We start from the raw sequence: 14,790 nt of genomic DNA on the forward strand, positions 1-14,790 counted from the left end.
ATCAATTATAATCAGAAGCAGCAGTTTTATAACTGCTGCTTTTTTTATATTTGCTGTAAAAATAGAATTCATGTCGGGTAAGCTTTTTTTTGGATTTTTTTTATTCGTAACCATGGTATGTCAGAGTTTTGTGAGCGATGAAGCTTTTCATCCTTACCATGTGGGCTCTGTGGAAATGAATTATAATTCAAAATCCAGAACCTTTGAAGTGACAGGAAGATTCTTCCTTGACGATATGGAAAATGGATTAGGGAAAAAATATGGAGGATCTTTTCATTTTAATGATGAAAAATATAAAGCAAAATTGAATGATGCCCTGCAAAAATACTGTTCAGAATATTTCAAATTAAAAGCGGACGGCAAATTTTTGAAAGTAAACTATATAGGCTATGAAGAAGACCACGAATCGGTCAACGTTTTCCTGGAGTCTGAACCTATAGCCACTCCTAAAAAAGTGGAAACTGCTGTAAGTTTTCTGTATAACCTTTTTGATGATCAGATTAATATTGTCCACATTATTGTCAACGGACAAAGGAGCAGCGAAAAACTTACTTATCCTAACCGATATCTCTATAAACAGTTCTAATATATATTAATTTTCCAGTTCGAGTAATGTGTTAATCCCTTTTGCATGGGCAAGAAGGTCAGGAAAAAAATCATCATAACATTGCTGAAGGTGATCTTTATTCTTTAAAAAAGCTTCAAAAACAGGAATATCTTTATCCAGGTATTTCGCTTTATTGAGCACATTCTGAATACTGAATTTAATTCCCCAGTCTTCACGGTAATTATAAAGCCAGTCGTCGTGTTCCATTTTGACCAGCATTTTTTTGAAATTTTCTGGCAGCCATTGTTCGTTGGCATTCAAAACGCTGTAAACCTTAAGAGAATGAGCTTTCCATTCCGCCAAAGAGTGCAGGGAAAGATCCCTGGCCACAAAGTGATCCATAGAAACATCTACAAATGCTCCGGCATACAGCCTTACCAAAGGAGAAAATACTTTTTTTGCTTCATGAATGGCGGGATGGGAATCTGTATACGTATCAATAGCTCTGTGCAGGGTAATGCCGTCCTGAATATTTTTCGGGAAAGAAAAACGATCCCTGTTGCGGATAAAATCTTCGAGAAATTGACCCACGATCTGCCCGTCGGTAAAAGAAAGAAAAGAATGAGCCAGATAATTCATAACTTAAAGGTATGAATTAAAAGTGAATGTTTGATAATGATGAATAGTGAATAGTGAATAGTGAATCCGCTTCGCTCGTGAATTTTTTATCTATGTCCCAATTGACGATTGACTTGCGAAGCAAAATTGACCATTTACATTAAAAAAGCCTCTCATGGAAATCCTCAATCTTACTCACTTCCTCGATCTTTATCCCAAATTTTCTTTTCGGAATTTTATTAAGATTGGAGACAAATATTTTTTCATAACCCAGCTTTTCAGCTTCAGTAATTCTTTGTTCTACCTGTGCTACAGGGCGTATTTCACCACTTAACCCGATTTCTCCGGCAAAACAGTAATGCTCCGAGATGGCAATATCTTCATTGGATGAAAGAACAGAAGCTATCACCGCCAGATCCAATGCCGGATCATCTGTTTTTATCCCTCCGGTAATATTCAGGAAAACGTCTTTAGCTCCCAATTGGAAGCCTGCTCTTTTTTCCAGTACGGCCAAAAGCATATTCAGTCTTTTGGAATCAAAACCGGTAGAACTTCTTTGAGGTGTACCATAAACGGCAGTACTTACCAATGCCTGAATTTCCAGAAGCATAGGTCGGTTTCCTTCCAGGGTTACTGCAACGGAATTCCCGGAAAGTTCTTCGAATTTCTTGGTAATCAGGATTTCAGAAGGATTTTTAATTTCTTTCAATCCTTGGGAAACCATTTCATAAATCCCAATCTCGGAAGTAGATCCAAAACGGTTTTTATTGGCTCTCAGCAATCTGAAAAGATGATTTCGGTCTCCATCAAAGTTCAAAACAACATCCACCATGTGCTCCAGCACCTTTGGTCCGGCAATCTGACCATCTTTGGTGATGTGTCCTACAAGAAATACCGGAGTATTATTTTCTTTGGCATATTTGATGATCTCATTGGAACATTCCCGGATTTGGGAAACCGTTCCCGGAGAACTTTCTATCAATTGAGACTGCAGAGTCTGAATAGAATCAATGATCATGAAATCCGGCTCCAGTTTTTTGGCCTCGTGAAGGATTTTTTCCAATGATGTTTCAGTGAAAAGGAAGCAGTTTGGATTTTGAATATCCGTAAGTCTGTCTGCTCTCATTTTAATTTGAGAAGCACTTTCTTCCCCCGAAACATAGAAGATTTTTTTCTTCATTTTCAAAGCAAGCTGAAGCAGAAGGGTAGACTTTCCAATTCCCGGCTCACCACCAATCAAAGTAACGGAACCTAAAACAATTCCACCTCCTAAAACACGGTTCAATTCATCCGAAGGAGTTTTTATTCTCGGCTCTTCGCTCGTTACCACTTCAACGATATTGATTACATTTTGTTTGGTTTTCGAGAAAGGAGGAGTTTTATGAGACGGTTTTTCAACCACTTCTTCCACCAGAGTGTTCCATTCTCCACAGTTTTTACATTGTCCAAGCCATTGTGGATATTGAGTTCCGCAGTTTTGACAGAAATATGCTGTTTTCAGTTTTGCCATACTGCGAAGTTATAAAAAAGCATTTTTCTTTCAGAATCTAAATGGATTTAATATTAAAAACTAATCCATCCACGGTAGAAATATCTTTCATATCTTAGCTTTGTTCAATTAAATAGTAATGTAAAATATAATTACAATGAAAAAAGTATTTTTATCTTTCGTATTTGCGCTTTTAAGTGTTGTGGCATTTGCACAAGGTACCTGGGGAGTAGATCATATGCATTCTTCTGTTAACTTCAATATTAAGCATATGGGAATTAGCTTTGTACAGGGAAGGTTCGATAAATTTGACGGTAGAATGGCTAGCAGTGGTGCTAACCTGGATAATGCCGATTTAAACTTTTCTGTAAGTGTTTCCAGCATTAATACCGGAGTGGATATGAGAGACAGACATCTTATAAGCGAAGAATTTTTTGATGTTGCCAAATATCCAACTATCGAATTTAAAAGTTCTTCCGTTACAAAAGATAAAAACAACAATTATATCGTAAAAGGGAAACTGACAATGAAAGGAGTGGAAAAAGACATCAGTGCTCCAGTTACATTTGGTGGAATTACGAAAAATAAAGACGGAAAGGAAGTGATGGGAATTCAGACGAAGTTTACAGTCAACCGTTTGGACTACGGAATCAAATATGATCCTACAGGAGCAGGGATTGCGAAAGATGTTGAGGTAACTGCTTATTTTGAATTGGTTAAGCAGTAATATTTTAAAACATAAAAAAAAGGTTTTCCACTCAATGGAAAACCTTTTTTTTATGAAAGTTGTTTAAACTCTATAAAACAACAAAAGTCACAAAAGCTTTTATTTTAAAACACGTTATTCCAATGTAAGTTTAAAATAATTCTGCAGAAAAGTCCACATAAGATGAAAATCAAAGATTTTCACAAAACTTAGTGTACTTATTCCTAAAGCTTGGTTGTAAAAAACTTAAGTGTTTAAGTCTTTTGTGACTTTTGTGGTTGAAAATAATCAATATCAAAGTTTAAAGCTGATTAAAATTCGTGAGAGATTAGGTGTTTAGTTTGAAACATTCACTTTTCCTGAAGAAACTGTGAAAATTCCAAAGTCATCAATCAACATATTTTCTTTCTGAATAGTATTAAAAGCCATCATTCTGTCCAGCTCTTTCTGTGAGCGTCTTCTCATAATCCAGTCTTTATTCTGATGATTGTTCAGAACATAAGCAATCATTTTCAGTTGTGGATGCCATGGCTGTCCGGTATAAACGATGTGGGCATTCTTTTCTGAAACAGAATTCACTCCCTGAATGGCTTTACTGGCCATTTCATTATCCCCGAAAAGCTCAAGAATTCCAGATACAATGGTTATATTAGGTTCAAAATTTAGTTTTTGGTAGGTCTGCGGATCAAAACAGTCAAAATTCGTAAAACGGATATTCTGATACATCTTTTCCTTAATAACCTTTTCCCCGATTTCAATATTGGATTTTACAAATTCATTGATCACAATTTCAGCCTCGGGATACTTTTCTTTGATATCGAATAAATAATTTCCTGTTCCGCCAGCAATATCCAGTATTTTAATCGCTCTTCCCTGTTGTTTCAGAGCTTGTATATTATGTTCTAAAAGCTGGAGCAAATGCTGTTTTCTGATACGGATTCCTTTCCAGCCTATTGCGTTGAGGTAATTTTTATCCATCATTTTCCCTAAACCAAACTTTCCTTTCGGTTGATTCTGATACACATAATCCAATGAAGCTCCGGAATCAAAGCCGTATTTCAGACCAATAGCCATCCCATTGCTTATTTTTCCGATTGTTCCCAGAGATAATTTCTGCATTTTAAAATTCAGGTTATTCCCGATATTATTTTGCAGGTCTTTATATTCTTTCACAGAAAACTGATCAGGAGAAAGAGATGATTGTTTTACATTTCTGCTGAAACATTTTTCAGCAAACTCTACAATTTTATCATATACTTTTTCCTTTCCGGTATCGAATAAAATACCATGGAAAAAATCAGGAAGAACTTCATATTGTTTTAAATTTGTATCCAGCTTTTCATGGAATATTTTCTGTTCTTTATTGAAAACCACATGATCTTTTTCAGCAGCCAGAATTAAGGTTGGAGTATCTACAGCTTCAGCATCTTCTACCAGACGTTTTCCTGCTTTTGCAAGATCAATAAGAAGTTCCGCATCAATAGATCTTGAGATCAGTGGATCTGTGTCATATGCTTTTTGCTGTTCAGGATCATGAGTCAGCATTTTGGATTTTACATAACTTTTAATGATCAGACCTTTCTTCAGTTTCGTTCCTAAAGTAATCATTTCATTAGCCAGAGGAACAATAAGATTGATTTTAAAAGCAGGAGCTAAAAGTGCCATTCCAGCGATAGAAGGTGCAAAATCATGTGCCCAGGCAGATGCTACAACACCGCCTATACTGTTGGCGACAACGAAAATATCTGAAATTTTTACATTGTATTGAGCATGGATAAATTTAGAAAACGCATCAAGATCTCTTACATAATCCATAAACACGGATGAGGTTTGGGTTTTTGTATGGCCATGTCCCCGAAGATCAAATGCAAAGATGCTGTACTTCGAAAACTGAGGAGATTGTGCAATATCATTCAGCCTTTCAGAATGCTCATGTCCACGGTGAATCATGATGATGCTTTTCTGATGAGGCTGGTAATTCCACTCACGATAAAAAATTTCACTGTGGTCAAAACTTTTAAAATGTCCGCTGTTCATAGGTTAAAATTTTTTCAGAAAATCCTCCAGGTAAGTATGAATGACTGCATGCTTATTATGGGTTTTCATTAAGGTTATTGCTTCTGTTAAAGGTAAAGATAAAATATTTTTCATTACTAAAATTCCGATCACTGAACTTCTGGTGAATCCCATGGTGCAATGAATCAGAATCTTTCCATCCGGAGAACGTTGTGCATAGTTTTCTGTGATTTCCGTAACTAGCTTTTGGGTTTCGTCTATATCAAGTGTTCCAATGTCCAGAAATGGAACAGAGTGATAGACTGCTGTATCTTTTATGGTAGAAAGTTCTTCCATTTCGGCTGATAGATCATAGACTAATGTCTTTTGGGTAATCCCGAAATTGTTCAGTGTTTCCCGATCGGGTCTTGATGAAATATACAAATCCGGCAGGATTTCTACAGGCATTTTATTTTTTCGGAAAAACTTCCAGAATATCTGATATAGCAGTAAATAGGGAGAGTAAAAGGCTTTTTTAATCCATGGAATATTGCCTTCTTTATCTTTCAAAAAGTAAATATTGTTTTTCTGATAATGATAGCCAATCAGAATAGTCATTGTGCCCGGCCACAATAAAAACAATCCTATATTTCCAGAGAATTGATTCATTAGTAGTGCTGTTAAAATGATGATCCATCCCAATAAAAAATACATGTTAGCTACCTGAAAATTTCTGTACAGAAAATCATTTTTTCTATAAGGAAAGATAATAAAGCTAAAGTGTGCAAGAATGCTTCCGGTGAGGATGTCAATACAATGATGCTGATACGTCGTCAATGTAGAAATTCCCAACAAAATGAGCCAACATAGTAATAATGTTCTTCCTCTTTTTAAATTCCTGAAAACAGACCAGAAAATAAAAGCATAAGCAATATGCAATGAAGGAGACTGATTAAAAGGAGAATCAAATGTTTTTAAGAATTGAAAAGAATACCCCAGTAAAGAACTGCTGACTTGAGGTTTAGGCAATGAAAATTTTAAGGGAAATAATAGAAAGCAAAGTCCTGCTGCAATGGTTACAAAAAGTACTCGCTGTGTTAAAATCTTAAGCTGTTCTTTATTTTGACAGAAGAAAAACACGGCGCAGAAAAAGATACCGCTCGTCATATAAGGAATAATGCTCCATGGAATGAAGGGAATATATTTTTCAAATCCAAAAACAAAAGACAGGATTTCATCTAATGTTGAAAGATACCATGCTGCAAAATTGTATACCATCATAAATACAATGGCGCAAAGAATCAGGGCATATGCTTTCCGTTGCACTGTCAGTCGTTTTTCATCCATTTAGCTTTTCTGAACATAATGATGTTTAATAATGAAGAAGGAAGCAGGGATAACGATTTCATCATCCACTTCATTTTTGCAGGAAAAATAACGAGTTTTTTTTGTTTTTCTATTGCTTCGGAGATGATGGAGACTGCTGTTTCTACATCAGTGAGAAATGGTTTTTTGCTTAAATCATTCTGGTTAAGCTGCCTTAGTTTTTCAGTATCAATATATCCCGGTGCAATTGCAGTGACTGAAATTCCAAAAGGCTTCAATGCCCGGCGGTACGCATCAGCAATCTGTAACACGGAACGTTTTGTTTTCGTATAAAGACTGGAGTTTTCGTATTCCAGTATTCCTGAAACAGAAGCAATTACAGCAATATTTCCTTTTTTTTGACTTTTCATTACTTTTCTCGCTGCTTCGAAACAGTTTACTGTTCCCAGAATATTGGTTTGAAGCATTTCTTCGGCTTCTTCATAGGAAATTCTTCCGGCAACATCTTCCGCATAGCTTCCGGCACAGTTAATGAAAATATCAAGTTCATTTTTATCCAAAAGAAAAGACTGTAATGTGGATAACACTGCATTCATATCACAGACATCTGCCTGAAAAGCTTTTAAATCTTTAGAATTATTTTCCGGTATTTTGGCTAAATCTCTTCCGCAGATTCCCACACAATATCCTTTGGAAAGATAATGCCTGGCCAGTGCATAGCCTATGCCTGAAGTTCCGCCTGCAATAAAAACGTTCATGCGTGTTTTGTGGTTTTCAATTTTATGTAAAAATAAATTTTAAAAGTGAAAAATTGGAATAATGTTTTTAATGAAGCTGATTAAACTTTTATTTTTTTGAAACATTAAGATCAGCTTTGTTTTTAAGCTTAAAAATCAGCAGAATTTATCTTAACTATTCAATATACACGGGCTTTAGCCCGTGATCACAATAGGTCATCATACCAATAGCTTTAGCCAAGACTTAAAAACATTCCGTTTTCAATTGAAATATTTATGATCTGCTTTTTATACTCTTTATGGTTTGATTAAACCCGTACTGCCATTGTATTTCCATATCTTTTACAAATTGTGGATAACTTTTTGGAAAAGAAAAATCGATTTCAAATTTTCTCCAGTTGATGCCTTTTTTCAGATAATGACCTTTTAATTCCTGTTTTATTTGGGTAGTATCAATCTGCAGACCTGATAGGAGTTTTTCTGTTTCTGCAAGTCTTTTATTTCCACTAAATCCAAGAACAGAACGAACAAGAGATTCTTCTACCGGATTATAGGATTGTTTTTTTTCGGTGATCGTTTCCTGAGCCAGATGTTGGGCCAGCTCAGCGGGAACAAGATCTATCGCTCCGCCTGCAAAATATTTTCCATGATGAAATGCCGGATGCACATAAAACATATCAGAAACAGAAGCACGGGTGCTCTCAAGCATAGAAAAATCTGTGATGATGTTGGGGGATTCTTCAACAGCACTGTTTCTATAATTTTCAGAATTGCTGATGATTTGTTCAGGTTTGATTCTCTTTGCGGTTTCCGTGTCAGTGAAGATTGTTTTTTGATATAATTTTTTTCCGTTTCTGGATTGTTCTGTTCCGTTTGGGGTAAAAAGAAGCTCAGAGCCAATAATTACAGTTGGGATTTCTTTTGAAAACTGAACATCTTTGATAGATGGAAAATATTCGGATAAATTCTGAGACAATTCTACAAGATAACGGTTGAAAACATCTTCAATGAAAGGTGCATTTCTTTTATCGAAGATTTTCTTCAATGAGAAAAATCCTATTTCTGAAAGCTTTTTATGTTTTGTTAATACCGTACCGGCAACAAATTGAAAATATTCTTCTGACTTCAGGTATTCTTTTCGGGAGTGATGATCAGGAAAAGCATTAATGATTGTCGCCGCAAATGATCCGCCACAGGAAGCAATGAGAATATCCGGTTTGAGATCCATCTCTTCCAGAGCTGCAAAAATCCCGAGGTAGATCATCAGCCTGGTTCCGCCTCCTGAAAAAATAACGGCTCTTTTATATTTTTCATTCATCGCTTTAATTTTTGATCAGTAAGAGAAGTGCCCAAAAGAATAATGGAGCATTGAAAATAAGACTGTCCATTCTGTCCAGAAGCCCTCCATGTCCGGGAAGAAGATGGCCTGTGTCTTTTACTCCCGTTTTTCGTTTTAAATAAGACATGAAAATATCTCCAAAAAATCCTGAAATGCCTAGAATAAGTCCTAAAATGCTGTTGGTTAAAATATTGGTTTTAAGCAAAAAATAACCTAAAATATTACTCAAAATAATAGTGAGGAAAACCCCGCCGATAAGACCTTCCAATGTTTTGTTGGGACTGATTTGAGGGGTTATTTTGTTTTTCCCAAAGACTTTCCCCATCAAATATTGAAATACGTCATTCAGCTCTGTTACTACCACAATGAATATGATGGCGCTGATGCCGTTGTTACTATTTCTTATCCATAATAAATGAGGGAAGGAAAGAAGACATACCAGTAAGGCTATTGATAATCCATATAACTGTTTTGCAGAAGATTTTAATACTAAAAAGTAAAGTAGAACAGATATTCCCAAAAGACTGCCATACAAAAGATAATGCTCAATATTAAAATAAAACAACAGATAAAATTGTGCAATTCCTAACAATATAGATGAAATAACAGGGTTTGCAGGAAGCTTATACATTCTGGAAAATTCAAAGAAGGATTGTAATCCTATCCATGAAACAAAAAGAGCCATGGCAAAAGGATGTGATATTCCCAGTGCAAAAACAATAATGATATAGATCCATGTTTTTACCCTTAAAGGAACATCTGCAAATTTATTTTCTTCAGGCTTCATTCAAAGATTTCTTAAGTCGTGTATACGTACTGATCAGGAGCAGGGCAATGATAATTCCAAAAATATACTGAGAAATATTAGTAATACTTACTCCGAAAAATATCAGTAAACCATAAAGCCCTAAGATAAGTGCGCGGTCACTTTTTCCCATAGGGCCATCATAACGGCGATCTTTTTCAACGATTTTCCCCATTAATCCAGCAAATTCATTAATGATGCTAAGAACTATAAAAACAACAATAAGATATAGGCTTTCCGGCTGGAACTTAAGAAGAGGAAAAAATATAATCACATCAGAAACAATATCTCCTACCTCATTTAAAATCTCTCCAAGTTTACTTGTCTGATTGAATTTCCTTGCCATCATTCCGTCCAAAGCATTTAAAGCCATTCTTACAAGGAGTCCAATGGGAAGGCTTAGAAAAAACCATTTTGAAATATCCGCATTCCAGAACAGTATCCCAATAATAGCAGACAGCAGAACAGAGCTGATGGTAATCTGGTTGGCTGTGATTTTATTCTTATGTAAAAATAATAAAACAGGAGTGAGGAGCTGCTGAAATTTTGGTTTTAGTTTATATACGGAAATCATGGTGGTTGTAGCTTTGTTTCATTTGCCTTTATCAAATATAGATAAAATTTTTAATCAGGTTTTATAATTGTTTGAGCCGTGTTTTTGTATTTTAAAAACTTAAATAATTGCTTTGTATCTCTTTTTCCCATAACTTTGCACAAACCTAATCTAATGAGTAAAAAGAATACAAAGTACATCTTTGTGACAGGAGGTGTAACTTCATCTTTGGGAAAGGGAATCGTTTCTGCTTCTCTGGGACTTCTACTAAAATCACGCGGCTTTAATGTAACGATCCAAAAATTAGATCCTTATATCAATATCGACCCAGGAACTTTGAATCCTTATGAGCACGGAGAGTGTTATGTAACCGAAGATGGTGCAGAGACGGATCTGGATTTAGGCCACTACGAGCGTTATCTTGATGCTCCTACATCCCAAAATAACAACGTTACTACAGGAAAAATTTACCAGACTGTAATTGAAAAAGAAAGAAAAGGAGATTTCCTTGGAAAGACAGTTCAGGTAATTCCTCATATTACTAACGAAATCAAACGTAGAATTAAAATCCTTTCAAAACAGAACTACGATATCATCATTACGGAGATCGGAGGAACTGTAGGAGATATTGAATCTTTACCATACATTGAAACTGTTCGTCAGTTGAAATGGGAATTGGGAGATAACAATTCTATGGTGATTCACCTTACTTTACTGCCTTATCTGGCTTCAAGTGGAGAGTTAAAAACAAAACCATCCCAGCACTCCGTTCGCCAGCTAATGGAAAGCGGAATTATGGCAGATGTTTTAGTGTGCAGAACCGAACATAAAATTCCTAAAGATCAAAGAGCTAAACTGGCTCAATTCTGTAACGTTGCTTTAGAAAACGTTATTGAATGTAAAGATTTGGAAACAATCTATGAAGTTCCAATGTATCTTCAGAAACAAAACTTTGATGATGTAGTATTGAAAGAACTGGATCTGAAAAGTGATAAAACAGCTGATCTTAAAGACTGGAAGAACTTCCTTAAGAAATTCCAGAACCCGAAGAAAACAGTTGAGATTGCATTGGTAGGAAAATATATTTCTCTTCAGGATTCTTATATTTCTATTGCTGAAGCATTCAAACATGCAGGAGCTGACCTTGAAACTGAAGTAAAAGTAAGATGGGTATATAGTGGAGATATTACAGAGGAAAATATCAAAGAAACTCTGAAAGGGGTTAATGGTATCCTTGTTGCTCCCGGTTTCGGTGACAGAGGAATTGAAGGAAAAGTTCTTACAGCAAAATATGCAAGAGAAAACAAAATTCCAATGTTGGGAATCTGTTTAGGAATGCAGATCATGACGATTGAATTTGCAAGAAATGTGTTAGGATATACAAAAGCGAATTCAGTAGAATTTGATACAGCAACTCCTGATCCTGTGATCTCATTAATGGAAGAACAGAAAAATGTAATCGATAAAGGAGGAACAATGCGTCTTGGAGCTTGGAAATGTTCTCTGAAAAACGGTTCTAAGCTATATGATACCTATGGAAGTAAAAATATTTCTGAAAGACACCGTCACCGTTATGAATTCAACAGTGATTATCTTCAGGAATTTGAGAAAAATGGTTTCCTTGCTACAGGTACCAATCCTGAAACAGGCTTGGTAGAAGCACTTGAACTTCCTGATCACCCGTTCTATGTGGGAGTTCAGTATCACCCAGAATATAAGAGTACGGTAGCAACACCGCATCCTTTATTCAGAGCTTTCATTAAGGCTTGCGAAAAGAAATAAGGTAATATTTTATCATAAACGTCTACACATAAACTCAGGCTGATTATTCTCAGCTTGAGTTTATTATATAGTAATGTATTATAGTATAGAGTTTTGATAAAAAAACAGTATTTTTGTCAGCTCAAATTTGCTGCAGATTTATTAGTTTTCTTATAGTTCTGTAGTAAGCCAAGAATAGGAATTTTAATTATAACAAAAATAAAATGCAACAAAACAACGGAATCGATAAGAAGCAAATGATTAGTTTCGCGGTTTTATGCCTTGTTCTCTTCGGTTTTATGTTCTATTTCCAGAACAAACAAACGAAAGAAGCGGAGTTGAAAGCTCAGGAGCAGAAAACGGAACAGGTGAAAAATGCCGTAAAACAAACTCAGGCAAACAATATCAATCCAAATGTAACTCCGGGCGCAATTCAGACCGCCAGTTTGTCAAACAAAGAATTAAATATTGAATTCTCAAGCTTAGGAGGACAGGTTTCTAAAGTTCAGCTTTCCAAATATAAAGCATACGATCATAAAACAGATAAAGCGGATCTACCTCTTTACCTGATCAATAAAAATAATTCTAACTACGGCTTCCAATTTAAAGATAAAACAGGAAAAGTAATCAATACTAAAGATTTAGTTTTTTCACCTGTTATTAATGGGAATTCGGCAACGATGACGGCTAACTATAATGGTGCTGTTATCCAGTTTATTTATACTTTAAATAACAATCCTAAAGCAGAACTAAAAGATCAGTACGCTCTTGATTTTAAAGTAAGAACTCAAGGTTTAGCCACTATCACATCTGACAATAAAGCAGATTTTATCTGGGATTACAATGTAAGAAACCTGGAAAAAGGTAGAGCTCAGGAGCAGTCTCACTCAGAATTCTCTTATGCTTTCAATAATTATAAAGATTATGATTATGATGGAAGAACGACAATGGATGAGGAAAAAGAAACACTTAACTGGATTGGAGTAAAGCAGCAGTTCTTTTCTTCAGTGATTGAAGCTAAAAATGGTTTCACACATAGTAAAGGTAACCAGGAGTCTGTTGAAGAAGGAGAATATTTGAAGAAACTAAATTATGAAGGTTTCGTTCAGATGACCGGAAGCGAGTTGAATCAGGATTTTACCTGGTACTTTATGCCATTGGATCTGCCATTGTTGAAATCTTATGATAAAAACTTTGATGAGATCTTACCATTAGGATGGTCTTTTATTGGTTGGATGAACCGTTACTTCTTTATGTGGTTGTATAGTGTTATCGCTGGCTGGGGATTATCAGCAGGTTGGGTAATTTTTGTAATGACAATCATTGTTAAGTTGATTTTATCACCAATTATGTATAAGCAGCATAAATTGAGTGCGATGATGAAGGTAATCCGTCCGGAAATTGATGAAGCAAATGCTAAATTCAAGGATGCAGATCCAATGAAGAAGCAGCAGGCTACAATGGAGATCTATAGAAAAGCGGGAGTAAATCAGATGGCAGGTTGTTTACCGGCATTGGTTCAGATTCCTATTTTCTATGCCTTATTCCGTTTCTTCCCGAACTTTATTGATCTTAGAGGACAGGGATTCTGGTTTGCAAAGGATTTGACCGCTTATGATGATTTGATCAAACTTCCATTTAAAGTTCCTTTCCTAGGAGATCACTTGAGTATTTTTGCATTAGCTTGTACAATTGTTATCTTAATATATACAGTAATGACTTCTGGGAATATGCAGCAGCCTCAGCAGGAAGGAATGCCAAATATGAAGGTGTTAATGTATATCTTCCCGATTACATTCTTATTCTTCCTTAATACTTCAGCGTCAGGTCTTTCTTGGTATTATTTTGTATCGAATGCGATTAACATCTTAATTATCCTTGTTATTAAATATGTGATTCTGGATGAAAAGAAAATTCACGCCCAGATTCAGTCTAATAAAGAAAAACCGAAAGCAGAAGGTAAGTTCCAGAAGAGAATGAGAGAAATGATGGAGAAGGCTCAGGAACAGCAACAAGTTCAAGGACAGCAAAAAAATAAGAAGAAATAATTCTTAATTATAAATAAAAAAAAGAGAAGCAATTATCTATTGCTTCTCTTTTTTTTATTTGGGTTTTTATTTAGAATGATTTTAAATTTCCGACCAGTATATAAGAATTTAATAATTGATAATCAGGTGTTTTCAATCATATTTAAGTCTGAAAGATTGTCTGTGATGAGGTGTCGGACCGTGCTTTATCAGGGCTTCCTGGTGTTTTTTTGTTGCATATCCAAAATTGGTGTCCCATCCATACTCCGGATGTTCTTCATGAAGCTGAATCATTAATTTATCCCTGTAGTTTTTGGCCAGAATTGACGCTGCAGCAATAGATAAAACCTTAGAATCTCCTTTAATAATGCATTGGTGAGGAATGTAATTATAGGGGTGGAATTTGTTGCCATCCACCAAAATAAGTTCCGGAATTATTGTCAGCTTATCCAGTGCACGATGCATGGCGTGAATGCTTGCGTTAAGAATATTGTGTTCATCAATAAATGAGGGAGGAAGCTCTGATATGGCATAGTCTTTTACATTATCCTTGATGTAGCTATCCAGTTCCATCCGGGTTTTAAACGTTAATTTTTTTGAATCATTCACCAGATTTTGTTTGAAATTATCATCTAAAATTACCGCAGCTGCCACTACCGGACCACTTAAACATCCTCTTCCCACTTCATCACATCCGGCTTCGATGTAAAGATTCGACCAGTTTTTTATTAGCTCCATATTTTATTAAAAAAGAAATGTAAAATTATGAAAAAGCAATGTATTAATTATATGATTCATGATTTTTTCATAATTAAACGGATTGTGAAATTACTTTTTTATGATAGTTTTAATTAATGATATTATTATTGTATTTGATATTTCTGCTT

Annotated in this window: 13 protein-coding genes; 4 read left to right on the forward strand and 9 right to left on the reverse strand. The window is 35.3% G+C overall.

The annotated features are described in order from the left end of the window. Positions 1-70: 70 nt before the first annotated feature. Complete coding sequence (locus GFU89_RS07205; protein ID WP_318846494.1) at positions 71-586, forward strand: DUF6702 family protein; 516 nt, start codon at positions 71-73, stop codon at positions 584-586. A 6-nt stretch (positions 587-592) separates the two neighbouring features. On the opposite strand, the gene GFU89_RS07210 is transcribed toward GFU89_RS07205, so the two are convergent. After that, positions 593-1,186 carry an ACP phosphodiesterase gene (locus GFU89_RS07210; RefSeq protein ID WP_318846495.1) on the reverse strand — a complete coding sequence of 198 codons (594 nt, stop codon included), beginning with the start codon at positions 1,184-1,186 and terminating at the stop codon, positions 593-595. A 139-nt stretch (positions 1,187-1,325) separates the two neighbouring features. After that, entirely contained in the window at positions 1,326-2,675 is a 1,350-nt protein-coding gene (gene radA / locus GFU89_RS07215) for a DNA repair protein RadA (protein WP_318846496.1), read from the reverse strand. 136 nt (positions 2,676-2,811) lie between these two features. Here radA and GFU89_RS07220 point away from each other — a divergent pair, with 136 nt between their 5' ends. Then, a complete protein-coding gene (locus tag GFU89_RS07220; protein ID WP_318846497.1) occupies positions 2,812-3,381 on the forward strand; it encodes a YceI family protein in 570 nt (189 codons plus the stop codon). A 315-nt stretch (positions 3,382-3,696) separates the two neighbouring features. Here GFU89_RS07220 and GFU89_RS07225 read toward each other — a convergent pair whose 3' ends face one another. The 6 genes from GFU89_RS07225 to GFU89_RS07250 all read right to left on the reverse strand — a co-directional run bounded on the left by GFU89_RS07225 (position 3,697) and on the right by GFU89_RS07250 (position 10,136). Beyond that, positions 3,697-5,397 carry a bifunctional alpha/beta hydrolase/class I SAM-dependent methyltransferase gene (locus GFU89_RS07225; RefSeq protein WP_318846498.1) on the reverse strand — a complete coding sequence of 567 codons (1,701 nt, stop codon included), beginning with the start codon at positions 5,395-5,397 and terminating at the stop codon, positions 3,697-3,699. A gap of 3 nt (positions 5,398-5,400) precedes the next feature. Beyond that, positions 5,401-6,681, reverse strand: a complete 1,281-nt coding sequence (locus GFU89_RS07230; protein ID WP_318846499.1) for a phosphatase PAP2 family protein — start codon at positions 6,679-6,681, stop codon at positions 5,401-5,403. Between the two features lie 2 nt (positions 6,682-6,683). Then, positions 6,684-7,439, reverse strand: coding sequence for an SDR family oxidoreductase (locus tag GFU89_RS07235; protein ID WP_318846500.1), 756 nt, complete (start codon positions 7,437-7,439; stop codon positions 6,684-6,686). A 253-nt stretch (positions 7,440-7,692) separates the two neighbouring features. Beyond that, on the reverse strand, positions 7,693-8,736 hold the full coding sequence (locus GFU89_RS07240; RefSeq protein ID WP_318846501.1) for a patatin-like phospholipase family protein: 1,044 nt from the start codon (positions 8,734-8,736) through the stop codon (positions 7,693-7,695). A gap of 4 nt (positions 8,737-8,740) precedes the next feature. Continuing rightward, positions 8,741-9,544 carry a phosphatidate cytidylyltransferase gene (locus GFU89_RS07245; protein WP_318846502.1) on the reverse strand — a complete coding sequence of 268 codons (804 nt, stop codon included), beginning with the start codon at positions 9,542-9,544 and terminating at the stop codon, positions 8,741-8,743. Then, positions 9,534-10,136: a CDP-alcohol phosphatidyltransferase family protein gene (locus GFU89_RS07250; protein ID WP_318846503.1), complete on the reverse strand. Its 603-nt coding sequence runs from the start codon at positions 10,134-10,136 to the stop codon at positions 9,534-9,536. Before GFU89_RS07250 ends, GFU89_RS07245 begins: the two co-directional genes overlap by 11 nt. A 153-nt stretch (positions 10,137-10,289) precedes the next feature. On the opposite strand from GFU89_RS07250, the gene GFU89_RS07255 reads away from it, so the two are divergent. Further along, complete coding sequence (locus GFU89_RS07255; protein ID WP_318846504.1) at positions 10,290-11,897, forward strand: CTP synthase; 1,608 nt, start codon at positions 10,290-10,292, stop codon at positions 11,895-11,897. Positions 11,898-12,100: 203 nt separating this feature from the next. Next, positions 12,101-13,924, forward strand: coding sequence for a membrane protein insertase YidC (gene yidC, locus GFU89_RS07260; protein WP_318846505.1), 1,824 nt, complete (start codon positions 12,101-12,103; stop codon positions 13,922-13,924). 132 nt (positions 13,925-14,056) lie between these two features. Here yidC and GFU89_RS07265 read toward each other — a convergent pair whose 3' ends face one another. Beyond that, on the reverse strand, positions 14,057-14,641 hold the full coding sequence (locus GFU89_RS07265; RefSeq protein ID WP_318846506.1) for a ribonuclease HII: 585 nt from the start codon (positions 14,639-14,641) through the stop codon (positions 14,057-14,059). Positions 14,642-14,790 lie beyond the last annotated feature (149 nt).

The sequence above is a fragment of the Chryseobacterium sp. JV558 genome (assembly GCF_033712365.1).
Classification (GTDB): Bacteria; Bacteroidota; Bacteroidia; order Flavobacteriales; family Weeksellaceae; genus Chryseobacterium.